The organism is Leisingera aquaemixtae (assembly GCF_019801145.1).
GTDB lineage: Bacteria > Pseudomonadota > Alphaproteobacteria > Rhodobacterales > Rhodobacteraceae > Leisingera > Leisingera aquaemixtae_A.
The window spans coordinates 115,265-138,039 of record NZ_JAHVJQ010000005.1; the positions used below are offsets into that span (position 1 = coordinate 115,265).

General features: G+C 64.8%; 15 protein-coding genes. 7 read left to right on the forward strand and 8 right to left on the reverse strand.

The features are described from left to right. Nucleotides 1-115 precede the first annotated feature (115 nt). The 3 genes from KUW17_RS13580 to pcaQ all read right to left on the reverse strand — a co-directional run bounded on the left by KUW17_RS13580 (nt 116) and on the right by pcaQ (nt 5,997). Nucleotides 116-2,767 carry a methyl-accepting chemotaxis protein gene (locus tag KUW17_RS13580; protein WP_222479997.1) on the reverse strand — a complete coding sequence of 884 codons (2,652 nt, stop codon included), beginning with the start codon at nt 2,765-2,767 and terminating at the stop codon, nt 116-118. Between the two features lie 292 nt (nt 2,768-3,059). Then, entirely contained in the window at nt 3,060-4,718 is a 1,659-nt protein-coding gene (locus KUW17_RS13585; protein ID WP_222479999.1) for a transcriptional regulator, read from the reverse strand. A gap of 352 nt (nt 4,719-5,070) precedes the next feature. Next, entirely contained in the window at nt 5,071-5,997 is a 927-nt protein-coding gene (pcaQ, locus tag KUW17_RS13590) for a pca operon transcription factor PcaQ (RefSeq protein ID WP_222480001.1), read from the reverse strand. A gap of 86 nt (nt 5,998-6,083) precedes the next feature. Here pcaQ and pcaC point away from each other — a divergent pair, with 86 nt between their 5' ends. The 4 genes from pcaC to KUW17_RS13610 are packed head-to-tail and all read left to right on the forward strand — an operon-like array spanning nt 6,084 to nt 8,675. Continuing rightward, nucleotides 6,084-6,479 (forward strand): 4-carboxymuconolactone decarboxylase, encoded by a 396-nt coding sequence (gene pcaC / locus KUW17_RS13595; RefSeq protein ID WP_222480003.1) that lies wholly within the window; start codon nt 6,084-6,086, stop codon nt 6,477-6,479. Further along, entirely contained in the window at nt 6,476-7,213 is a 738-nt protein-coding gene (pcaH, locus tag KUW17_RS13600) for a protocatechuate 3,4-dioxygenase subunit beta (protein WP_222480005.1), read from the forward strand. The genes pcaC and pcaH overlap by 4 nt, the downstream gene beginning before the upstream one ends. Further along, nucleotides 7,213-7,833, forward strand: a complete 621-nt coding sequence (pcaG, locus tag KUW17_RS13605; protein WP_222480007.1) for a protocatechuate 3,4-dioxygenase subunit alpha — start codon at nt 7,213-7,215, stop codon at nt 7,831-7,833. The genes pcaH and pcaG overlap by 1 nt, the downstream gene beginning before the upstream one ends. Nucleotides 7,834-7,844: 11 nt before the next feature. Beyond that, the gene (locus KUW17_RS13610; protein WP_222480009.1) at nt 7,845-8,675 is read left to right on the forward strand and encodes a 3-keto-5-aminohexanoate cleavage protein; all 831 of its coding nucleotides are present in this window, start codon (nt 7,845-7,847) and stop codon (nt 8,673-8,675) included. Nucleotides 8,676-8,780: 105 nt separating this feature from the next. On the opposite strand, the gene cueR is transcribed toward KUW17_RS13610, so the two are convergent. Beyond that, nucleotides 8,781-9,170 (reverse strand): Cu(I)-responsive transcriptional regulator, encoded by a 390-nt coding sequence (gene cueR / locus KUW17_RS13615; protein WP_222480011.1) that lies wholly within the window; start codon nt 9,168-9,170, stop codon nt 8,781-8,783. Continuing rightward, the gene (locus tag KUW17_RS13620; protein WP_222480013.1) at nt 9,167-11,674 is read right to left on the reverse strand and encodes a heavy metal translocating P-type ATPase; all 2,508 of its coding nucleotides are present in this window, start codon (nt 11,672-11,674) and stop codon (nt 9,167-9,169) included. Before KUW17_RS13620 ends, cueR begins: the two co-directional genes overlap by 4 nt. Before the next feature lie 356 nt (nt 11,675-12,030). Here KUW17_RS13620 and KUW17_RS13625 point away from each other — a divergent pair, with 356 nt between their 5' ends. Further along, nucleotides 12,031-13,143, forward strand: a complete 1,113-nt coding sequence (locus tag KUW17_RS13625) for an S-(hydroxymethyl)glutathione dehydrogenase/class III alcohol dehydrogenase (RefSeq protein ID WP_222480510.1) — start codon at nt 12,031-12,033, stop codon at nt 13,141-13,143. Between the two features lie 109 nt (nt 13,144-13,252). On the opposite strand, the gene KUW17_RS13630 is transcribed toward KUW17_RS13625, so the two are convergent. The 3 genes from KUW17_RS13630 to KUW17_RS13640 are packed head-to-tail and all read right to left on the reverse strand — an operon-like array spanning nt 13,253 to nt 18,044. Further along, the gene (locus KUW17_RS13630; RefSeq protein WP_222480015.1) at nt 13,253-14,767 is read right to left on the reverse strand and encodes a SpoVR family protein; all 1,515 of its coding nucleotides are present in this window, start codon (nt 14,765-14,767) and stop codon (nt 13,253-13,255) included. Beyond that, complete coding sequence (locus KUW17_RS13635; protein WP_222480017.1) at nt 14,754-16,091, reverse strand: YeaH/YhbH family protein; 1,338 nt, start codon at nt 16,089-16,091, stop codon at nt 14,754-14,756. The genes KUW17_RS13630 and KUW17_RS13635 overlap by 14 nt, the downstream gene beginning before the upstream one ends. A gap of 18 nt (nt 16,092-16,109) precedes the next feature. Further along, nucleotides 16,110-18,044, reverse strand: a complete 1,935-nt coding sequence (locus KUW17_RS13640; protein WP_222480019.1) for a PrkA family serine protein kinase — start codon at nt 18,042-18,044, stop codon at nt 16,110-16,112. A gap of 735 nt (nt 18,045-18,779) precedes the next feature. Between KUW17_RS13640 and KUW17_RS13645 the strand changes: the two genes are divergently transcribed. Next, the gene (locus tag KUW17_RS13645; protein WP_222480021.1) at nt 18,780-21,347 is read left to right on the forward strand and encodes an Ig-like domain-containing protein; all 2,568 of its coding nucleotides are present in this window, start codon (nt 18,780-18,782) and stop codon (nt 21,345-21,347) included. A 73-nt stretch (nt 21,348-21,420) separates the two neighbouring features. Then, complete coding sequence (locus KUW17_RS13650; RefSeq protein WP_222480023.1) at nt 21,421-22,701, forward strand: TolC family protein; 1,281 nt, start codon at nt 21,421-21,423, stop codon at nt 22,699-22,701. Nucleotides 22,702-22,775: the final 74 nt, after the last annotated feature.

The following is a 22,775-nucleotide window of genomic DNA, read 5'->3' on the forward strand; positions in this document are numbered from 1 at the left end:
AGCCACTGGCAGCGTTGCGCCGCGACAATCCGCTTTGAAGCGCAGCGTTTAACAGCTGCACCAGCCTGCATGCGCCCGTGCCAGCCGCCCCGCAGGGCAGCTGCGGGCAGGCCCGTCAGGCCTGCAGGCGCCAAGGCTCGTCCTGCTCGAAACCGCCGTCCGCAAATGCCTCCGGCTCTGCCGCATTGGTGCGGAAGGCGCCGAGCGCGCCTGCCATGGCCTGGGCTTCCTTGGACAGCCCGTGGCTGGAGGAGGTGACTTCCTCGAACAGGCCGGCGTTGCGGGTGGTGGCGTCGTCAAGGTTGGCCATTGCCGTGTTGATCTCCTGCAGGCTGCCGGACTGCTCGGTGGAGGCCTGGGATATGGTTTTCATCAGATCAGCCGCGCTGGCGACTGACTCGGAAATCTCGCCGATGGCAGCGCGGGTCTGCTCCACCAGGTCGGCGCCCAGCTCAACATTCTGGCCGGCCTCATCCACCAGCGCGGCAATCTCTGTTGCCGCCTCCTTGGAGCGGTGCGCCAGGGTGCGGACCTCGGAAGCCACCACCGCAAACCCCTTGCCGACAGTGCCGGCGCGGGCCGCTTCGACGCCGGCATTCAGCGCCAGCAGGTTGGTCTGCTGGGCAATCGCCTCGATCATGCCGATAATGCGGGAAATTTTCTCGGAGCTATCCTTGATCGCCTCCATGGCGCCATAGGTCCGCTTGACCACTTCGATGCTGCCGCTGGCATTGCGCCGCGCCGCTTCGACCGAGGCGGACGCCTCCCCCGAGGCCTGGGCAGTGCCGGTGATCGAGACCGAGAGCTGGTTCACCGCTGCGGCGGTGCCCGCCAGGGTCTGCGCAGTGCGCTCGGAGCGCTCCGACAGATCGCGGGAGGCGGCGGAGATTTCGCTGCTGACGCCGGCGATGGACTGGCCGTTGGCGCTCAGGCTGCGGACCGAGGCCTCGAGCTTTTCCAGCGCCGCGTTGAAGTCATCACGCAGCTTGGCATAGCCTTCGCCCATCTCCTCGCGGATGCGTGCGGTCAGATCGCCCTGCGAGAGCCGCTCAAGCCCGGCGCCGATCGCAGTCACCGCGGCGGCCTGTTCGGCAAGCCGCGCATCGCGCTCCTCCGCCGCAGCGGCCTCGACCTCCGCCTTTTCCACCAGCCCGTCGCGGAACACCGACAAGGCATTGGCAATACGGCGGATTTCGTCGCTGGAGCGGTCATAGCCGGTGACCGGCTGCAGGTCGCCTGCGGCCAGGCGCTCGGTGGTGCCGCTGATGCTGGCCAGCGGCCGCAGGATCAGGATCCGGGTCAGGATCAAGGCGGCGACGAACACCCCGGCGGACACCGCCGCCAGGATCTGCAGCTGCCGCTGCGCCGCCGTCACATCACCGGCCAGCCCGTCCGCAATCGACGCGATCTCCAGCTGGCTCTGGTTGCCCAGCCCGGTTGCGCGGCCAGCGAATTGCAGCACCGCTGCCACCGTTGCCTCGGACGCGGCTGCGGCCTCGGCAGCAGCCTCCAGCGAAGCGACCTTGAAGGCGGGCAGGCCCTGCACGGGATCGGCCAGCGCGATCATGCCCTCCAGCTCCTGCGCAAAGACGCCGCCGCCGAACCCGGCAAAGCCCTTCAGCGCGGCGGCGGCCTCCTGCAGCGGTGCGGAAGCGGCATTGGCAGCCTCGATGCCATGCGCCGCCGCCATGTCCAGCGCGGCCACCTGGAAGGCGCTGATCCAGCTGTTGATTTCCAGAAGCCGCAGCAGCACACCGACCTGATTGTCCAGCAGCCCCTGAATGGCGGTGCGGTTGTCGGCGCTGGCCTGGGTGGCGGCAACCGACAGGGTGAACACCATCCGCTCCATCGCCTGGGTCAGCGGGCGCACGCTTGCGTTGCGGGCGCTCAGCACCTCCTTGCGGCTGTCTTTCAGCTCCTTGCGGCTGGCGGTCAGGGTGTAGCGGAACAGCTCAACCCCTTCCTGCACCTTCTTGGCGCGGAACGCATCCAGGCCCAGCTCCTCCAGGCGGCCCATCACCGGTTCCAGCCGTTTCAGGGCGTCATTTGCCATCTTCTTGAGCGCCCGTTTGGTGGGCACATCGCGCACATGCCCCAGCGCCAGCGCAGCGCCGGAGAGGATGCTGATATCGGCGCGCGCCTCCAGCAGGGTCTGCAGGCTGCCGAACTGCTGTTCCACCAGGTTGTTCAGCACCTCGTCGACTTGGATGATTGTCTCTTCGCCGCCGTCCATCAGGCTGTCGCGCGCCTCGGCGGCGACCTGCACGAGCTTTTCCTGCACCGTCTGGCTGAGGGTCTGCAGGTCGGCAGTCTGCGTGTCGATCCAGGCCTGATTACGGAACGCGGCCTTGCGTGCGGCTAGCAGATTGCTGAGCCGCTCCGCTGCAGCGTCCGCCTCCGGTGCGAATACCGCCTGCTCTGCGGCGGGCAGTTCCGAAACGCTGCCGCCCAGCGTCGCCAGGGCAGCTGCCGCGGCTTCCTCGGCCACGGCCAGCTCCTCGACCGAACCGGCCTGCAGGACGCCGATCATTGCGTTCTTGGCCTGGCTTGCGGCGTTGACCATGCGGGTGCTGAGTTCAAGCTGCGGGACCTTTTCGCCGGTCAGCACCTCCATCTGGCGGCCGGTCTGGGCAAAAACCAGGGTGACAAGAACACCGCCAACAGCCGCCGTTGCCCCCATCGCCATCAGGATCAGCGTGATCTTGGCGCCGATGCTCGAAAACAGCCGGAACCTGCGTTTCGCCAGGGCGTTTTTCTTCGAAGTCATGCTTTCACTCACGTCTTTTGCCGACAGCCCGTGCCGGGACCGGACAGGCCAGCCGCCCGGCTGCCGCTGCGGCGGGCCTGGGCGCCTGGAGCGCACAGGCCGGCACCGCACAGCCGGCTGCCATTTCCATCAAGAAGGGCTGCAAGACGTAAAAAAAGGATGAGGCTACCGCAGAAAATCCCGCAGATTTTAAGGAACCGCTTGCGGCGCAGACTGCTTCCGCCCGTCAGGGGCTGCGGCCGGGCAAACGGCCCGGGACCCGCCGCCTGCTCCTTGCGGCGGCGGCCGCGGATCAGTCGGGCACGCCGGCCTGGCGCAAGGCAGAGGCCCATTCCTGGCCGGATGCGCTCATCGCTGCCGGATTGTCGCGCTGGAACTGCGACAGGCTGAATTCGGGCGCGGCCTCCAGCAGTATCTGGACGGTGCTGCGGGCCTCCGCATCCTGGCCCGACATCTGCAGGGCAATCGCCTTGGAGCGCAGCGGCTCCGGGAAAGCGCGCTTGGCTGCCAGCGCACGGTCGGAAAGCTCTATCGCGCGGCCGTAGTTGCGTGCGGACAGGTTGGCCAGGGCCGACAGCGCATCGAAGTAATAGCACTGCGGCCCCAGCGGCGTCAGCCGTCGCGCGGCATCGGTCATCTGCACCGCTTCGTCCGCCATGTTCTGATAGGCCAGCGTCTCGCCTTTCAAGAGCAGCGCCAGCGCCTCGTTCGGGTTGTCGCGCAGCGCCAGATCATAGGCATCCAGAGCCAGGTCGAACCGGAACGTCAGATGGCTGCTGATAAGCCCCTTGAGCGTATGGGCGAGGGAAAAGCCTGGGGCCGCCTCAATCGCGGCCTCGGCCATCTCGCAGGCCATGCGGCTGTCGTCCTCACGGTTGGGCGACAGGCCCCGCTCCACCCGCATCACATGCCAGAACCCCATCCAGGACAGCGGCAGCGCATGCCCCGGTTCGCGCTCCAGCAGGCGGGACAGGATACTGTGCGCCTGCTGGAACTTCTGCACGTCCATTTCCTGCATCAGCGAAATGGCCGCCATCAGCAAGGTGTGGCTCTCCAGCGCGGAAAGCGGCGTGAAATCGGCCAGCCTGACGGCCTCTCCGGCGGCGGTCTGGCCGATCTGCAGGGTCGCGTCGCGCAGAACCTCGCTGCGGCCCGCCAGCAGGCTGTCCAGGGCGCCCTCGAAGCAGCGCGACCAGATCACCTTTTCGCGGACTGCATCATGCAGGTCGATTTCGGCATGAAAGCGGCCGCCGCCGCTGCTGACGGAGCCTGATACCAGATAGTCGGCACCGGCCACCAAGGAAACCTCGGCCGGGCGCACGGTATCCAGGCTGAACTGGCGGGAGGCCAGGTAGGAGGTGACCGAAAAGGACCAGCTGCGCGACAGGTAGCGGGACAGTTCCTCCGAAATCAGCGAGCCGAGCGGCGCCGCAGCCTCCCCCGGGGAGCGGTGCGCAAAGGGCAGCACAGCGATCGACGGCAGCAGCCCGTCGAGGACCACGCGGCCCGGCTTGGTTCCGGCCTGGGGTGCCGGTGCAGCGGGCTGGCGCACCAGTTGCGACCGGGTCTCCTCGAGCCAGCTGTTGAACACGGCCTCATGCGGCAGTTCAAAGCCTTCCATGAACACAGAGGAGCTGCTGCCGCTGTCCAGCTCCACCCGGGTCAGGTCCAGGATCACCCGCTCCCGGTTGGCATAGAGCAGGCTGGCAGCGTCCGGCCCGAGGTGCCGCCGCAGCGTCGACAGGGCAGTACGAAGGCTGGCCTTGGCCTGCTCTGGCTGTGCTAGGCACCACAGTGTTTTTTCCAGAAAGGCCCGGGTCCGTATGCCCCCCTCAGCGGTGGACAGCAGCGCCATCAGCGCCTGATGCTTGGCCCCCAGCTGCACGTCCGTTCCGTCCGCTTGAAACACGCCAAAGGCACCAAACCGGCGGATCTTAAGAAAGACTGTCATCTGCAACCCCGCTCAACGCTTGAAATTCTCGTTATTAAACCATCGTTATTATGCACACCCACAGGTTGTTTTGCAATTACAGATTGCAAGCGTGCGGCACCTCGGTCGCCGCGACGCAGAGCGGTATTGAAATTCCTCAATAAAATATGAAAAAACGCTTCCCTATGAGGTTCCGTAAGAAATTTTCTCAACAGCTTCGGGACTTAAAGATATTTTTTAACGTCATAAATTATTGAAAAATTACCCGCAAAAGGAGCAATAATCGAACCGGCCCCTCGCGGTTACCTCTGGAAAGGCAACCACCACGGGCAGGCGCAGGGCGGCCAGGTCAGCTGCGACGGGGCAAACCGCGCTATGCCAGCCCCTGCTCCGCGCAAGTGCGCCGCAGGGCTGTGCAAAAGCGCGCCGCGGCGGGCGACAGCTGATGCTCCAGGCGGACGCAGAGGCCCACCGGGCCGAGAGTGCTGCCGGTGTCCACCGGCAGGGCCGCCATTGTGCCCGCTTCGAGGTCCGGCCGCACCACGCCCTGGCTGATGATCCAGATGGCCTGATGCGCCAGCACAAAGCGCCGCCCGAAGCTGGACGACACGGTTTCAACCGGAAACCGGGGCATCGCCAGGCCCTGCTCCAGAAACATCCGCTCCACCAGCGGCCGGATGACCGCCCCTTCTGACGGCATCAGCACCGGGTAATCCTCGAAGGCCGAAGGCGGCAGGCGGCCGGCACCGGCCAGCGGGTGGTCCCGCGCCACGACGGCGGCCACCCGCTCGCGGTAGAGCGGGTCGAAGCCAACCCCGGCCATGGTCTCCGGCGCTGGCATCCGCCCCACCACCACATCCAGCCGCCCGCGCCGCAGCTGGTCGATCAGATAGCGGTTGTCCCCGGACATCACCATGAACCGGCCCGGCGCGCCGCTGCTGCGCAGCTGTGCCAGCGTGTCCGGCACCAGGTCCGCCGCCGCCGTGGGCAAGGCACCGATGGCAACCAGCGGCCCGTCGGCCTCATCCAGGCCGCGCAACAGCGCCACCCCGTCGCGGGCCAGCGCCAGGCTGCGGCCGGCATGGTCGCGGAACAGCTCGCCATAGCTGCTGAGCCGGATGCCGCGGCCGTGTTTCTCCACCAGAGGCTTGCCGCAGACCGCCTCCAGCTCGCGCAGAGCCCGGGTGACGGCGGGCTGGGTCATGCCCAGCGCCTCGGCCGCCTGGGTGACGCTCATCTTGCGGGCGACTTCGACGAAGACCTCCAGATGGCGCAGTTTCAAGGATGATGATAATCGCATATCATTTTGGTTATTGGTTTATGCCTGATCAAAGATTATACAGATCACTTGCGGTATGCGATACTCCCCGGCAAAGGGAGGCTGGAATGACGCAAGACCGTTTCGACCGCGGCATGCAGATGCGGCGCAGGGTGCTGGGCGACGCCCATGTGGACCGGGCGGAGGCCGCCAAGACCGCGCTGGACCAGCCGTTTCAGGAACTGATCACCGAGGCCGCCTGGGGCACAGTCTGGGCCTCGGACCGGATCAGCCTGCGGGAACGCTCGATGCTGACGCTGGCGCTGCTGGCGGCGACCGGCAATTTTGACGAGATCCCGATGCATATCCGGGCCACCGCCCGCACCGGCGCCAGCCGGGAGGATGTGCTGGAGGCTTTCCAGCATGTGGCGATCTATGCCGGGGTGCCGCGGGCCAACCGCGCGCTGAAACTGGCCAAACAGACCTATGCCGAAATGGAGAGCGAGGGAGGGGAAACCGCATGACCAAACCGCCGCAGCCCGGGGAGTTCTATCAGAGGGACCGCCGCTGGCACCCCCCTGCCCTGTCGCAGGATTACAAGACCTCGGTCACCCGCTCGCCGCAGTTTCCGCTGATCAGCCTGGAGAACACCGCCAGCGAGATCACCGGGCCGGTGTTCGGCCATAACGACATCAATGCCACCGACAATGACCTGCTGTCGAATTTTGCCCAGCCCGGCCAAAGCCCGATCGGCGAGCGCATCATCGTGCATGGCCGGGTGCTGGATGAAAACGCGCGGCCGGTGCCGAATACGCTGGTGGAGATCTGGCAGGCCAATGCCTCCGGCCGGTACCGGCACAAGAAGGACACCTACCTGGGGGCGCTGGACCCGAATTTCGGCGGCTGCGGCCGGACGCTGACGGATGAGAACGGCTGCTACCACTTCCGCACCGTGAAGCCCGGCGCCTATCCCTGGCGCAACTGGGTGAACGACTGGCGGCCCGCGCATATCCATGTCTCGGTCTTTGGCAGCGGCTTTGCCCAGCGGCTGATCACCCAGCTCTATTTCGAGGGCGATCCGCTGATTGCCCGCTGCCCGATCGTGAACACCATCCCGGACCTGGAGGCGGTGGAGATGCTGGTGGCCCGGCTCGACCTGAACGCCACCATTCCGCTGGACACCATCGCCTACCGCTTTGACATCGTGCTGCGCGGGCGGCGGTCCACCCTGTTTGAGAACCGGCTGGAGGGGAATTGATGCGCCAGAAGCTGGAGTACCTGAAGGAAATCCCGTCGCAGACCGCTGGACCTTACGTCCATATCGGCCTGGCCCCCGGCGCCGCAGGGTTTGAGATCTACGATCAAGAGCTTGGCTGGGACATTGCCGGGCCCAACGCCAGGGGCGAGCGGATCCGGGTGGAGGGCGTGGTGACCGACGGCACCGGCTCACCGGTCAAGGACGTGCTGCTGGAGGCCTGGCAGGCCAATGCAGACGGCATCTATGCCCATCCGGAGCACACAGGCGAGGTGGAGGACGGTTTTCGCGGCTGGGGCCGGGTGATCACCGATTTCGAGACCGGCGAATGGGGATTTGACACCGTGAAGCCCGGACCGGTGATGGGCCGGGGCGGCCAGATGATGGCGCCCCACATCAACCTGTGGATCGTGGCGCGCGGCATCAACGTGGGGCTGAACACGCGGATTTACTTTGAGGATGAGGCTGCGTCCAACGCTGCCGACCCAGTGCTGAATGTGATAGAGTGGGAGCGCCGCCGCGCCACCCTGATCGCCAGGCGCGAGCTGCGGGACGGTCTGGCCGTCTACCGGTTCGACATCCGCCTGCAGGGCGAAGATGAAACCGTGTTTTTCGACATCTGAAGGGGAAATCCATGAGCAAACCCTGCATCATCTGCGTTGCCATCACCGGCTCTGTCCCGACCAAGGAAAACAACCCGGCGGTGCCCGTCACCATCGCGGAGCAGATCGAAAGCACCCAGGAGTCGTTCGAGGCCGGCGCCTCGATTGCCCATTGCCATGTGCGGAACGACGACCAGACGCCGACCTCGGACCCGGAAAGGTTCGCGCGGCTGATGGAAGGTTTGCAGAAACACTGCCCGGGCATGATCATCCAGCTGTCGACCGGCGGCCGCTCCGGCGCGGGCCGCGAACGCGGCGGCATGCTGCCGCTCAGGCCCGACATGGCGTCGCTGTCGGTGGGGTCCAACAATTTCCCCACCAGGGTCTATGAGAACTCCCCGGACCTGGTGGACTGGCTGGCATCGGAGATGCGCACCTACGGCGTGAAGCCGGAGATCGAGGCCTTTGACCTGTCGCATATCCACCAGGCGGTGAAGATGAACCGCGAGGGGCGTATTCCCGGCACACTTTATGTGCAGTTCGTGATGGGGGTGAAAAACGCGATGCCGGTCGACAAGGACGTGTTCGACTACTACGTCAAGACCATGCAGCGGCTGGCGCCGGAGGCCCAGTGGTGCGGTGCCGGTGTCGGGCCGGGGCAGATCCTGGTCAACGAATGGTCGATCGCCGCGGGCGGCCATACCCGCACCGGGCTGGAGGACAACATGCGGCTGGACCGCGAAACGCTGGCACCCTCAAACGCCGCGCTGGTGAAACGGGCGGCAGAGCTGTGTGAAAAATACGAGCGCCCTGTTGCCACCTGGCAGCAGGCCCGCGAGATCCTGGAGCTGCGCCCCGGCTGAGGCTGTCCGCTTCGGGCCACGAGACCCGAAGCCTTGACCTTATCCGCCAGGCTGCCTGGCCAGGCAGCCGTGGGCGCGGGTGTCCCTACCCGCTTGCCAGACAGGTCAGCTTTCGCCGGACAGATCCTTCAAAATCGGGCAGTCCGGGCGGCTGTCGCCGGCGCAGCATTTGACCAGCTCGCCAAGCGTGTCATGCATCGCTTGCAAATCCGCGATCTTCTCCTCGATCTTGGCCAGATGCTCCAGCGCCAGCTGTTTCACATCGGCGCTGGCGCGGCTTTCGTCCTCATAGAGCGCCATCAGGGTGCGGCAGTCCTCGATGGTGAAGCCCAGCGCCCGGGCGCGGCCCAGAAAGGCCAGCTTGTGCAGGTCGGTCTCGGCAAAGCAGCGGTAGCCGTTGGCGCTGCGGTGCGGCTTGATCAGGCCGATGTCCTCGTAATAGCGGATCGTCTTGGCCGGAAGCCCTGAGCGGCTGGAAACGTCCCCGATATTCATGCGCGCGCCTCCTGCTTGGTGTCCGCCTTGGGTGCCGGTGCGGCCTGATCCTCATCTATGGCCGGTTTCAGGCGGCGCAAGCGCAGCGCATTCGACAGCACAAAAACACTCGACAGCGCCATGGCGCCTGCCGCCAGAGCAGGCGACAGCAGCGGGCCGCCAAAGGGGTAGAGCAAACCCGCCGCCACCGGGATCAGCAGCACGTTGTAGCCAAAGGCCCAGCCCAGGTTCTGGCGGATGTTGCGCATGGTGGCGCGGCTGACCGTCAGCGCGTTGACCACCCCGCGCAGATCGCCGGAGACCAGCACTACATCCGCGGCCTCGATCGCCACGTCGGTGCCGGTGCCGATGGCGATTCCCGCATCCGCCGCCGCCAGCGCCGGGGCGTCATTGATGCCATCGCCGACGAATGCCAGCGTGCCGTGTTCCGCCTGCAGTTCCTGCAGCGCCTTTACCTTGTCCGCAGGCAGGCATTCGGCCTTAACCGCGTCAATGTCCAGCCGCCTGGCAATCGCCTGCGCCGTCGCGGCCGCATCGCCTGTGATCATGGCCACCTTCAACCCCTGCTCATGAAACGCCTTGATCGCTGCCGGGGTGCCCGGCTTGATCGGATCCGCCACCGCAATCACTGCCGCAAGTCGGCCGTCGACGGCAGCATAGAGCGGGGTTTCGCCGCGCTCAGCCAGCCGCGCGCCTTCCGCCTCCAGCGCGCCAAGGGCAATGCCTTCGCGCGCCATCAGACGGGCAGCACCAGCCAGCACCACGCGGCCTTCGACCTCTGCCCGCAGGCCGTAGCCCGGGATCGCCTCAAAGGCTTCAGCCTTGGGCAGCCCCTTGCCTGCCGCCGCCGTGATGGCGCGGGCAATCGGGTGTTCGGACTGCGTCTCGGCGGCGCCGGCCAGGCGCAGCACCTCCTCGCGGGTGAAGCCCTCAGCGCAGATCAATTCGGTCAGCGCCGGGCGGCCCTCGGTCAATGTGCCGGTCTTGTCGAGCGCCACCACCTTGACCTCCTGCAGCCGCTGCAATGCGTCGCCCTTGCGGAACAGCACCCCCATCTGGGCAGCGCGGCCGATGCCCACCATGATCGAGGTCGGCGTTGCAAGCCCCATTGCGCAGGGGCAGGCGATGATCAGCACCGAGACGCCGGCCACCAGTGCCAGCGGCAGCGACGGCGCCGGGCCGAACAGCGACCAGGCCAGCACTGTCAGCGCAGCCACCGCAATGACGGCAGGCACGAACCACAGGGTGATCCGGTCGACCAGCCCCTGCACCGGCAGCTTGGCGCCCTGCGCCTGCTCCACCATGCGGATGATCTGCGCCAGCACGGTGTCGCGCCCCACACGGGTTGCGCGGAATTCCAGCGCGGCGTTGCCGTTGATGGTGCCAGCCGTCACCTCATCGCCGCGGGACTTGGCAACCGGCACCGGCTCGCCGGAAATCATGCTTTCGTCGACGTAGGAGCTGCCTGAGGTGATCTCGCCATCCACCGCGATCCGCTCGCCCGGACGGACCCGGATCAGGTCGCCGGTGCCGATCTCCTCCACCGGGGTTTCGATCGCCTCACCGCCGGAGACTACCATGGCGGACTTGGGCTGCAATCCCGCCAGTTTGCGGATCGCTGCGCCGGTGCGGCCCTTGGCACGGGCCTCCAGGAAACGGCCCGTCAGGATCAGCACCACGATGACCGCCGCGGCCTCGTAATAGACATTGGCGGTGCCTGCGGGCAGCAGCCGGGGTGCGAAGGTGGAAATCACCGAGAATCCGTAGGCCGCGGCAGTGCCCAGAGCCACCAGTGCGTTCATGTCGGGTGCGCCCCGGAACAGCGCCGGTAAGCCCTTGGCATAGAACTGCCGCCCCGGCCCCGCCAGCACCGCGGTGGTCAGGGCAAACTGCAGCAAGTAGCTGTTCTGCATGCCGATATTCGCCGCCACCCAGTGGTGCAGTGCCGGAACCATGTGGCCGCCCATCTCGATCAGGAACACCGGCAGGGTCAGCAGCGCGGCGATCAGCACCTGACGGCCCAGTGCGGAAATTTCATCCGCCTTGCGCTGGCTGGCCTGTTCCGCCTCATCCTCAGCCGCGCCGCTGAGACGGGCCGGATAGCCGGCCTCCGTCACCGTGCGGGCCAGATCCGCAGCGCGGGCGGCACCGGTCAGATAGCGGATCTGCGCGGTCTCGTTTGCCAGGTTGACGCTGGCCGACAGCACCCCCGGCACCGCCAGCAGCGCCTTTTCCACCCGGCCCACGCAGGAAGCGCAGCTCATGCCGCTGATCACCAATGCAGCCTGCGATTCCGCGGCCGGATAGCCGGCAGCGGCCAGGGCGCCGGTCAGGTCGGTCAGCGCCACATCCCGGGCGGCCTCCACCTGGCCGGTAGCGTTGGCTAGATTGACGGAGGCCGACTGAACCCCCTCCACTGCCGCCAGAGCGCGTTCTGCCCGGCCTGCACAGCCCGCACAGCTGAGGCCGGTGATATGTAAGGAAATTTGGGTCGTGTCTGACATCGGAAGTCCGCCGGAATCTGTTCCTTTGACAGTGGATATGAGGGTTCCAGCGAGGGGAAGGTCAAGGGGTGGCACCGAGATTCCTTCCCAAAACTGGAAGCCTGCAGGCAAAGTGCTGGAACCCGCGGGTTTTTCATTGTGCCGGGATGGCGCGGACCGCGGCTCAGCTGTCGCTTTCGGGGCAAAGCCCGGGGTGCCTCCCCTGTTAGGGTGCCGAGGCAATGCTTGCGCGTGCCGGCCCGCAAATGTAACGCTGGGTCATTCCAGCCGCGGCGCAGCCGCTGGCACCGCATTCACCCCGGACCCGCCAGGCGGCGGCCCGGTCCCGCAGACAAGAACGAAGGACCAGTCACATGATCAAGACCCGCGCTGCCGTTGCGGTTGCCCCCGGCAAACCGCTGGAAATCATGGAAGTGAACCTCGAAGGCCCGAAGGCGGGCGAGGTTCTGGTGGAAATCAAGGCAACCGGCCTGTGCCACACCGACGAATTCACCCGCTCCGGCGATGACCCGGAAGGCATCTTCCCGGCGATCCTGGGCCATGAGGGCGCGGGCGTCGTGATCGAGGTCGGCGAAGGCGTAACCAGCCTGAAGCCGGGCGACCACGTGATCCCGCTTTACACGCCTGAATGCCGCGAGTGCGAATACTGCCTCAACCCCAAGACCAACCTGTGCCAGGCGATCCGCTCGACGCAAGGCCAGGGCCTGCTGCCGGACGGCACCACCCGCTTCTCGATGCAGGACGGCACCCCGATCCACCACTACATGGGCTGTTCGACCTTTGCCAACCACACCGTGGTGCCGGAAATCGCACTGGCGAAAATCCGTGACGACGCGCCGTTCGACAAGGTCTGCTACATCGGCTGCGGCGTCACCACCGGAATTGGCGCTGTGATCAACACCGCCAAGGTGGAAATCGGCTCCCGCGCGGTGGTGTTCGGCCTCGGCGGCATCGGCCTGAATGTGATCCAGGGCCTGCGGCTGGCCGGTGCCGACCAGATCGTCGGCGTCGACCTGAACCCGGGCAAGGTGGAGATGGCGAAGCACTTCGGCATGACCGATTTCGTCAACCCGGCCGAGGTCGAGGGCGATCTGGTGGCGCATCTGGTCGAACTCACCGGCGGCGGCGCGGACTATACCTTTGACGCCACCGGCAACGTGCAGGTGATGCGCACCGCGCTGGAATGCGCCCACAAGGGCTGGGGTGAATCGATCATCATCGGCGTGGCGCCTGCAGGCGCGGAAATCTCGACCCGCCCGTTCCAGCTGGTCACCGGCCGCAGCTGGCGCGGCACCGCCTTTGGCGGCGCATCGGGCCGCACCGACGTGCCGAAAATCGTCGACTGGTACATGGACGGCAAGATCGAGATCGACCCGATGATCACCCACAAGCTGACCCTGGACCAGATCAACGAAGGCTTCGAGCTGATGCACGAAGGCAAGTCGATCCGCGCGGTTGTGGAATTCTGACCCCGGGATTCATGTGAAACACCAAAAAGAACGCAGGCCTTCGGGCCTGCGTTTTCTTTTTGGTCATGCAGCCGGTTCCTGTGCCCTTGCGGCGAGGGCCGCCCTGCAATCAGTTTTCGGTGGTTGCCTCAACCGCGTCCAGGCTGACGTCATAGCCCCAGAGGCGGCGCAGGTGCTTCAGCACCTCATCCTGATCCTCTTCGTCCAGGTGGATGCCGTCGCGCACGGTGTGGGTCAGCTTCAGCTCCCGGTCGCCGCGCAGGTCGGCATCGGTGACCTGGATGTCCGGCTCCAGATAGGCCAGGTCATACTGTTTCGCCAGATCGCGGCGGATCGCCTTGTAGCCGGCCCGGTTGTGAATCTGGCTGACCACCAGGTTGGGCAGTTCCGCGTCGTTGGTCAGGGTGAACAGCTTGAATTTGCGGATCAGGTTCGGCGACAGGAACTGCTGGATGAAGCTTTCGTCCCGGTAGTTCGCCCAGGCGTCCCGCAGCACTCCGCGCCAGTCCGGATTGCCGGCGAAATCCGGGAACCATTCGCGGTCCTCGTCGGTGGGATCCTGGCAGATGCGGCGGATGTCCTGCATCATCGCAAAGCCCAGCGCATAAGGGTTGATGCCGGAATAGCGCGGATCGTCATACTCCGGCTGCATTACCACGTTGGTATGACTGTGCAGCATCTCCATATAGGCGCCCTGGGTGATCTGGCCCTGCTCATGGAGCTTGTTGATGATGTAATAGTGCACGAAGGTCGCGCAGCCCTCGTTCATTACCTTGGTCTGTTTCTGCGGGTAAAGGTACTGCGCCAGCATCCGCACGATGCGCAGGATCTCGCATTGCCAGGGCTCCAGCACCGGGCTGTGCTTTTCCAGGAAGTACAGGATGTTCTCCTGCGGCAGGTTCATCAGCTTGCGGCGCGCGCTGTAGTCGGCGTCTTCGACCAGTTGCAGCTTGTCCCGACCCAGGGTCGTGTCGGTCCAGATATCCAGCACGCTCTGGCTGCCTTCGTAGCCCTCGCGCACCTTCTGCATCGCCACCAGCTCCTCGTTGGTGGGTTTGGGCGGGCGGCCGTAGCGGAACACGCCCTGGGACTGCAGCGCATGGGCGGCGTCCAGCACCTCTTCCACGGCCATCGGGCCATAGCGTTCCTCGCAGGCGGCGATGTAGTTCTTGGCAAAGGCCAGGTAGTCGTGAATGCCCGCGGCATCGGTCCATTGCTGGAACAGGTAGTTGTTCTTGAAGAAATGATTGTGCCCGAAGGCCGCATGCGCCATCACCAGCGTCTGCATCGCCATGGTGTTTTCTTCCATGTTGTAGCTGATGCAGGGGTTCGAATTGATCACGATCTCATAAGCCAGCCCCTGGCGGCCGGTGCGGTAAAGCGCCTCGTCGCGGGCAAAGTGCTTGCCGAAGGACCAGTGCTGATACATCAGCGGCAGGCCGACACAGGAATAGGCGTCCAGCATCTGCTCGGCTGAAATGATCTCGATCTGATTGGGATAAACGTCCAGCCCAAGGTCTTCGAGCGCGATCTCCTCGATCGCGTCGCGCGCCTTTTCCATCAGCTCGAAGGTCCATTCCGGCCCGTCGAACAGCGGCTCGCGCGCCGTTTCAGCTGCCTGCATACTGCGCCCCTTTCACCTTGGGGAGGAAGAACTCCCGGAAAATCGGATAGATGTGGCCCGGCTGCGAAACCCGCTGCATCTCGAAATGCTGCGCCTGCGCCTTCACCTCGCGGTAGTTCTGCCACAGGTCTTCGCCTGCTTCGGGGTTGTTCAGCAGCATCTCCGCCGCCTCATCGACGATTTCCACATAGGCATAGAACTGGCTGACCGGCAGCAGGTCGTTCAGCAAGAGGTTCTTGCAGCGCACCGAGTCATTGCCGAAGTTTTCGCCGTCCGAGGCCTGGGCGCCGTAGATGTTCCACTCATCCGGCGGATAGCGCTCGTCGATGATCTCCTTCATCTTCTCCAGCGCGGTGGAGACGATGGTGCCGCCGGTTTCGCGGGCATAGAAGAAGGTCTCTTCATCCACTTCCTGAGCGTGGTGGGTATGGCGCACGAACACCAGCTCAGTGTGCTCATAGCAGCGTTCCAGGAACAGGTGCAGCAGCAGGAAGAACCGCTTGGCCAGATCCTTCTCGCGCTCCTGCATGGAGCCGGACACATCCATCAGGCAGAACACCACGGCGCGGGAATTGCGGATCTTTTCCGGCACAAAGGTGTCGTAGCGCAGGTCCAGCGGGTCGATGTAGCCGACCACCTTGCGCTTGCGCAGGACGCCTTCGAGCTTCTTGCGCAGCGTCTCCAGAAATTCCTCCTGCGGCGGGGTACGCTCGTCCAGCGCCTCCAGCTCGGCGATCTGCTCTTCCAGATCGCGCTGGGACTTGGTGGTGGGGCGCTGCAATGCGATGCGGCGGCCCAGCGAGTTGCGCATGGTGCGCACCAGGTTGAGGTTGTTCGGCGTGCCCGCCGTGGTCAGGCCCGCGCGGCGGGTGCCGATGGTTTCGGTTTCCACCGTGGCTTTCTCCACCAGGTCCGGCAGCTCCAGCCCCTCGAACAGGATTTCCAGATACTCCTCCTGGGTCAGGGTGAAGGAAAACTCATCCTCCCCCTCGCCGTCCTCGGAGGCCTTGCGGCCGCCCTGCCCGGCGCCGCCCTGCGGCCGTTTGATGGTGTCGCCGACGACAAACTCCTTGTTGCCCGGCAGCACATGGCGCCGCAGCCCGCCCTTGGAGGAATGGAAGAACCGCGGCTCCTTCAGCCCCCGTGTCGGGATCGTCACCTTTTCGCCTTCGTCCGGGACGCCGCCGCCGCCTTGGATCGACTTCCCCCGGACCGACTGATCGACGCGCTCCTTAATATTCTCCCGGGCCCGCCGCAGGAACCGCTGGCGGTTCCCGAGGCTCTTGCCCTTTGGATTGGCGCGCCTGTCGATGAAATGATGCATGTTGCACAGCGCTCCTCTTTAGCCCGCCTTGTTGACCCGCATGTACCATTCGACCAGGCGCCGCACCTGGCGGTCGGTATAGCCGTGGCCGCGCATCCGCTCGACGAACTCCTGGTGCTTGCTTTCGGTCTTGCTGTCCTTCTTGGACCCGAAGGAGATCACCGGCAGCAGTTCCTCGACCTGGCTGAACATGTGCTTTTCGATCACATCGCGCAGCTTCTCATAAGAGCTCCAGGCCGGGTTCGAGCCGGTATTGGCACGGTGGCGCAGGGCAAATTTGACCACCTCGTTGCGGAAGTCCTTGGGATTGGCGATGCCGACCGGCTTCTCGATCTTGGAAAGCTCCGCATCCAGAACCTCGCGGTTGTAGAGCTGGCCGGTGTCAGGATCCTTGTAATCCTGCTCCTCGATCCAGGCATCGGCATAGGAGATGTAGCGATCGAACACGTTCTGGCCGTATTCGGTATAACTTTCGAGGTACGCCTTCTGGATTTCGTTGCCGATGAACTCCTCGTAGCGCGGCGCCAGTTCGGTCTTGATGAATTCCAGATACTTCTGTTCCGTCTCCTGCGGGAACTGCTCGCGCTTGATCATCTGCTCCAGCACATACATCAGGTGCACCGGGTCTGCCGCCACCTCGTTGGTGTCGAAGTTGAAGGTGGTGGAGAGCACCTTGAAGGCAAAGCGGGTGGAAATGCCGTTCATGCCCTCATCGACGCCGGCGCGGTCCTGGTATTCCTGCACCGTCTTGGCCTTGGGATCGGTGTCCTTGAGGCTTTCGCCGTCATAGACCCGCATCTTGGAATAGAGGTTCGAGTTCTCATGCGGCTTCAGGCGCGTCAGCACCGAGAAGCGGCTGAGGATTTTCAGCGTCTCCGGCGCGCAGGGCGCATTGCGCAGCTCGCTGTTCTCGATCAGTTTCTGGTAGATCGAGGTCTCATCCGAGACGCGCAGGCAGTAGGGCACCTTGACGATCGACACCCGGTCGATAAAGGCCTCGTTGTTCTTGTTGTTCTTGAAGGATTGCCATTCGCTTTCGTTGGAATGGGCCAGGATCAGGCCGCTGAAGGGGATGGCGCCGAAGCTTTCGGTGCCCATGTAATTGCCTTCCTGGGTCGCTGTCAGCAGCGGGTGCAGCATCTTGATCGGCGCCTTGAACATCTCGACGAATTCGAGGATGCCCTGTGTCGACCGGTTCAGGCCGCCGGAGAAGCTGTAGGCGTCCGGGTTGTCCTGGCTGAAATGCTCCAGCTGGCGGATGTCGACCTTGCCGACCAGGGTGGAGATATCCTGGTTGTTTTCATCCCCCGGCTCTACCTTGGCGACACAGATCCGGCGCAGCCGCGACGGATAGAGGCGGACGACGGAAAACTTGTTGATATCACCATCGAATTCATCCAGCCGCTGCACCGCCCAAGGCGACATCAGCCCGGGCAGCCGGTGCTGGGCAATGCCGTATTCCTCCTCCAGCACCTTGCCCATGCGGACCGGATCAAACAGGCCCAGCGGGCTTTCGAAGATCGGGGAAATCTGGTTGCCGGCCTTCAGCACGTAGATTGGCTGATCCTCCATCAGGCGCTTCAGCCGTTCCGCCAGAGAGGATTTGCCGCCGCCCACCGGCCCCAGCAAGTAGAGGATCTGCTTGCGTTCTTCCAGGCCCTGCGCGGCGTGGCGGAAGTATCCGACGATCCGTTCGATCGTATCTTCCATGCCGTAGAAATCGTGGAAGGCGCTGTAGCGCTTGATCGTGCGGTTCTGAAAGATCGGCCCCAGGCGGGAGTCCTTGGACGTGTCCACCAGTTCTTCCTGGCCAATTGCCTTCAGCATCCTCTCGGCAACGTTCGCGTACAGGCTTGGATCGTCACGGCAGGTGTTCAAATACTCCTGCAGCGGCATTTCCTGCTCGCGCGTTTCGCCGTACTGCTCTGCAAAAAGTTCGGCAATGTCTTTCATCTTGGATCAAGCCTCCTGGTTAACTGGCGCCGTTCCTCCTGGCGTTTATTAGTTCGCGCACGGACAGAGAGTGCCCAGCACGTGGGCATGGATGTCCGCGTCAGTGTTGAGTTCTGATTTCTGCTCGGCGCCGTTACTGGCGGTGTTACGTCCGGCTGGCCGCTCTTGGCGGCGGCCTGCGCCCGGAAACCAGGGCTATCGGCGTCGTGTTACTTACTCTCGAGCTTACACCAATTACGAACTTCTTACTATCTGAAAGTGGTGTACTTTTAATTAATTGCCAGAAACTTTTGCGGGAAATTTACATCACATCGCAGCGATCTGCCCTGCTGCGCCGCCCTTCTGCATCGCGGCATTTCAAGCACTTGCGTGCAAACCGCCCTGCGCGGCACGAGGGCCGGCTGCGCTGTGACCAAAGGTGGCGGCACAGCCGGAGCCCCAAGGCTTCCCACTGTCGGCCGCCGGGCAGTCCGGACGCCCGAGAGCCCCGCCCCACGGGGAGCGCGGCGTCACAGGGCCGTGAAAAAACTTCGATTTTCTGCGGCAGTGAGGACACGGTTGGCAGGGAAATCAGCCGGAATGCGCCCCCCGCACACTGGACAGGACTGAAAAAATTGTCACATTGTGGCCTCAAAATGGCCGCAAAAGACGGCCGCTGGGCGAACACACAGGCAACTAAACCGCGCGGCGCGCTCCCATTCCGGGCGCGGCGCGCATAGATGGGCGGTAAGTTTTATGAGCACGGTCGCATTTATCACCCGCGATATGGCGGGCACCACACAGCATGGCAATTTTGCGGAAGGCACGCCGGCGCGCATCGACGCAAGCCAGGCAAAGGACATCTCGCTGAACCTCCGGCCTGCAGATGTCGAAAGCTATTCCCGGCAGGGCAATGACCTTCACATCACGCTGGCGAACGGCCAGGAACTGGTGCTTGACAACTACTACGCCTTTGGAACGACCGGCGGCAAGAACCTGTTCCTGAGCGAGGACGGCCAGTTCATCGAAGTGGTGCTGGAAGACAAATCCGGTGGCATGCTGTTTGCCACCTATGAGCCGCTCGACCTGTCCGGAAAATGGAGCGCCTACGACGAGATGGTGTTCCTGGACGTCGACCGGATCGAACCGGTTGTGGCGCCGCTGGCGGCACCGCTGTTCGGCGGGCTGGGTGCGGCCGGGGCCGCTGCCGGCGTTGTTGGCGCGGCAGCCATTGCCACCGGCGGCGATGACGATGGCAGCGGGGACGGCGGTGGAGGCGGTGGCGGTGGCGGCCGCAACGGCAACACTTACGTCACCATCGACAGCGGCCAGGCCGGCGGAGACGACACGATCAGCGCAGCCGAAGCGGCGGCCGGGGTGACCCTGACAGGCACCGCCGAGCCGGGGGCCACCGTGGAAGTGACTTTTCGGGGCGTGACCCGCACCGTGACGGCGGCTGATGACGGGACATGGAGCGCGGACTTCGCGTCTTCGGAAATCACCGGCGGCGAATATGACGCTTCGGTCAGCGCCACCTCGACGGACACCTCCGGTAACACCGCAACCGCCACCTCCACCATCCGCATCGATACCGAAACCACGGTTGCGATTGATGCCAATCAGGCCGGCGGCGACGACATGATCAACGCTGCGGAGGCCGCCGATGGCGTAACCCTGACCGGCACCGCTGAAGCCGGCGCAACCGTGGATGTGACCTTCCAGGGGGTGACCCGGACGGTGACGGCCAGCGATGAAGGCATTTGGAGCGCCGATTTTGCGGCATCGGAAATCCTGTCCGGCGAATACGACGCAGAGGTCACCGCCACCGCGACGGACGCTTTTGGAAACACGGAAACCGCCACCAGTACGATCCGCGTCGACACAATCAACTCGGTTGCCATCGACGCTGGCCAGGCCGGCGGCGATGACCTCGTGAACAATGCCGAGGCTTCCGCAGGGGTGACCCTGACCGGCACCGGCGAGCCGGGCGCATCGGTCAGCGTGACCGTTGAGGGTGTCACCCGCAACACCACGGTGCAGTCCGACGGCACCTGGGCTGCCGATTTCGAAGCGGGCTCCCTGCCTGTCGGCGAGTACGACACCACGGTCAGCGTGACCTCGACCGACGCGGCGGGCAACACCGCTTCGGCAACTGCAGACCTGCGTGTGGACACCCTGGTCGATCCGCTCACGGTGGAGACCGCCAGCGTCGAAGGCGACGGCATCGTCAACCACAGCGAACGCAGCGACGGGGTGACCCTGACCGGCACCGTGGAACCTGGCTCCACCGTCGCCGTGCAGCTGGGCAGCGCGGTCGAAACTGCAACCGTGGATGCCGCCGGCAACTGGAGCGTGGACTTCGCCGCCTCTGACATCCCTGAAGGCAGCTATGAAGCAGACGTCACCGTCACCGCCACGGACGCTGCCGGCAACACAGCGCAAATCACCGACACCCTGACCATCGACACCGAAGTTGTGCCGTTTGACGCCGACAGCGTGACCGATGACGACATCGTCAACATCGCAGAGCGTAACGCTGGGCTGACACTGACCGGCACCGTCGAACCCGGCTCCACTGTCGAAGTCACCATCGAAGGCGTGACCCGCTCCGCCACCGTCGACTCCGCCGGCAACTGGAGCGCCGAATTCGACGCCAGCGACCTGCCGGACGGCACCTACACCAGCCAGGCGGAAATCACCGCCACCGACGCCGCCGGCAACACCGAGACCCTGACGGAAACCTTCGAGGTCGACACCGACTACGATGCGCCCAATGTCGGCAACATCATCGACACAGGGGCTGGCGTCACCGGCTTCTTCAGCACCGACTACGAAGACGGCGACACCGCGCATGAGCTGACCAGCGGCGGAGCCCTGGAGGATGTTACCGGCTTTGAGACAGACCTTGGCGGCGGCACCACCCTGTTCACCTTCGACGAAACGGTGCCGGACGGCTCCAACCTGGTGGTCAACCGCGTCGATGAAGCCGGCAACAGTTCCGGCACGATGGTGGTGTTCGAGGATGGCGCCGATGCCACTGTTCTGGACCATTCCGGCCTATCGCAGTTCAACATCGACGAGCTGAACCTGGTCCATGCGGACAACGTCGACCTGACGCTGACCGAAGCAGACATCAACGCGCTGTCTGGCAATTCCGACACTTTGACCGTGCATGGCGGGGCGGATGATACGCTGACCATTTCCGGCGCGGTTGCCGGCGGCAGCCAGACTATCGATGGCGAGACATACGATGTCTATACACTCGGCGATGACGGCACCACGGTTCTTGTCGACGAAGATATCAACGTCAACACCGTGATCTGATCTCCTGGCCCGGCGGCCGCCGCTGCCGGGCCCAATACATCAAAAGCCTGGAACAAAAGGGCAAAAGGGCAGGATGCAACCGGGACGCTTTCTTTGCGCCATCGCAGCGATGTGCAGCCTTTCGGCCTGCGCACCAGCCCCCTTTGGCGATGCGGAAGGCAGCGGGCCGCGCAGCAATTTCGCGCAAACGGGCGAAGCCTCTTCCCAGGTGATCAGCGCCCTGATGGAGCGCCGCTCGCTGCTGGCGGAGGACAGCGCCTACGGGCAGGTCGCCGCGGCGGCCATCGCCGCCTCCTCGCGCGCAGCCGAGGCAGAGCTGATCAGCGCCAAGCTGCGGGCTGAGGCCGCCTCCAAAAACTGGTTTCCGACGCTGGGGCCTTCGGTCAGCCTGACCGACCTGGGCGATTTGGTTGCCGGGCTGCTGATCGAGCAGGTGCTGTTCGACAACGGCCGCCGCAAGGCGGAACGCGAATTTGCGGCCGCCGATGTGGAGGTCGCCGCAGTCAGCCTGTCGCAGGACATGAACGGCCGGGTGGAAACCGCCGTCGGGTTATATGCCGCTGCCCTGCGCGGCGATGAGAAGGCCGCCTACGGCGACCGCGCCCTGCGCCGGATGCAGGAGTTCCGCCGCATTGTGCAGGGCCGCGTCGATGGCGGCGTCTCCGACCGCGCCGACCTGAACGTGGTGGACAGCAAGATCAGCGGCATCCGCACCGCCACTGCCACCGCCCGGGACGCTGCCTCCACCGCCCGCGCCGAATTGCAGGCAATGACGGGGCAGTCGTTTGACGGTAAACCCTCGCATCTTGGCATCGGCATACCGCCGGAGCAGGTTCAGTTCCTGTCGGTGCTCAAAGCCGGAGCCGAGGCAGAGCGCACCATTGCCCAGGCCAAGTCAGGCCGCGCCGGGCTGCTGCCGCAGATTTCCGCCGCAGGCAATGTCACCACGGACGGCTCCGGCGCCGGGGTGACCCTGGGCACCGGCCAGCCGCTGGGGCTCGGCACCCCCGCCGCGATCCAGGCGCTTGAGGCCTCCAAGGAGGCCGCGAAGCGGCAGGTGGGCGAAGCCGAGGAAGCCGCCCGGCGCGCCTACAGCCGCCAGGTGCAGCAGATCGCCTCCTATCAGCGGCAGGAGGGTGAGACCGCCGCGCTGGTGCGCCGCAGCCGCGAGACTTATGAGCTGTTTCAGAAGCAGTTCGAGGCGGGTCAGCGCCCGGTGATGGAAGTGATCCAGGTCTATGAAGAGCTGGTGCGCCGCGAGCAGGCCTATATCGACGCAAAATACGAGGTGGTGCTGATCCAGCTGGCGCTGGCGCGCGACCTGGGGCTTCTGGCTGATGGGGACAAGATTTGACCGACACCACGCAAAAGCCCCCCCGCCCCCTGCCCGCCGCCAGCAAGAAGCCTGTGCTGCGGGCGGTACCGGCG

Excerpts from the sequence above, each read along its gene's own strand:
- pcaC (WP_222480003.1), top strand. The coding sequence starts at position 6,084 with ATGACGCAAGACCGTTTCGACCGCGGCATGCAGATGCGGCGCAGGGTG.
- KUW17_RS13650 (WP_222480023.1), top strand. The coding sequence starts at position 21,421 with ATGCAACCGGGACGCTTTCTTTGCGCCATCGCAGCGATGTGCAGCCTT.
- KUW17_RS13585 (WP_222479999.1), bottom strand. The coding sequence starts at position 4,718 with ATGACAGTCTTTCTTAAGATCCGCCGGTTTGGTGCCTTTGGCGTGTTT.
- pcaH (WP_222480005.1), top strand. The coding sequence starts at position 6,476 with ATGACCAAACCGCCGCAGCCCGGGGAGTTCTATCAGAGGGACCGCCGC.
- pcaG (WP_222480007.1), top strand. The coding sequence starts at position 7,213 with ATGCGCCAGAAGCTGGAGTACCTGAAGGAAATCCCGTCGCAGACCGCT.
- KUW17_RS13580 (WP_222479997.1), bottom strand. The coding sequence starts at position 2,767 with ATGACTTCGAAGAAAAACGCCCTGGCGAAACGCAGGTTCCGGCTGTTT.
- KUW17_RS13620 (WP_222480013.1), bottom strand. The coding sequence starts at position 11,674 with ATGTCAGACACGACCCAAATTTCCTTACATATCACCGGCCTCAGCTGT.
- KUW17_RS13645 (WP_222480021.1), top strand. The coding sequence starts at position 18,780 with ATGAGCACGGTCGCATTTATCACCCGCGATATGGCGGGCACCACACAG.
- KUW17_RS13630 (WP_222480015.1), bottom strand. The coding sequence starts at position 14,767 with ATGCAGGCAGCTGAAACGGCGCGCGAGCCGCTGTTCGACGGGCCGGAA.
- KUW17_RS13640 (WP_222480019.1), bottom strand. The coding sequence starts at position 18,044 with ATGAAAGACATTGCCGAACTTTTTGCAGAGCAGTACGGCGAAACGCGC.
- KUW17_RS13610 (WP_222480009.1), top strand. The coding sequence starts at position 7,845 with ATGAGCAAACCCTGCATCATCTGCGTTGCCATCACCGGCTCTGTCCCG.
- cueR (WP_222480011.1), bottom strand. The coding sequence starts at position 9,170 with ATGAATATCGGGGACGTTTCCAGCCGCTCAGGGCTTCCGGCCAAGACG.
- KUW17_RS13635 (WP_222480017.1), bottom strand. The coding sequence starts at position 16,091 with ATGCATCATTTCATCGACAGGCGCGCCAATCCAAAGGGCAAGAGCCTC.
- pcaQ (WP_222480001.1), bottom strand. The coding sequence starts at position 5,997 with ATGCGATTATCATCATCCTTGAAACTGCGCCATCTGGAGGTCTTCGTC.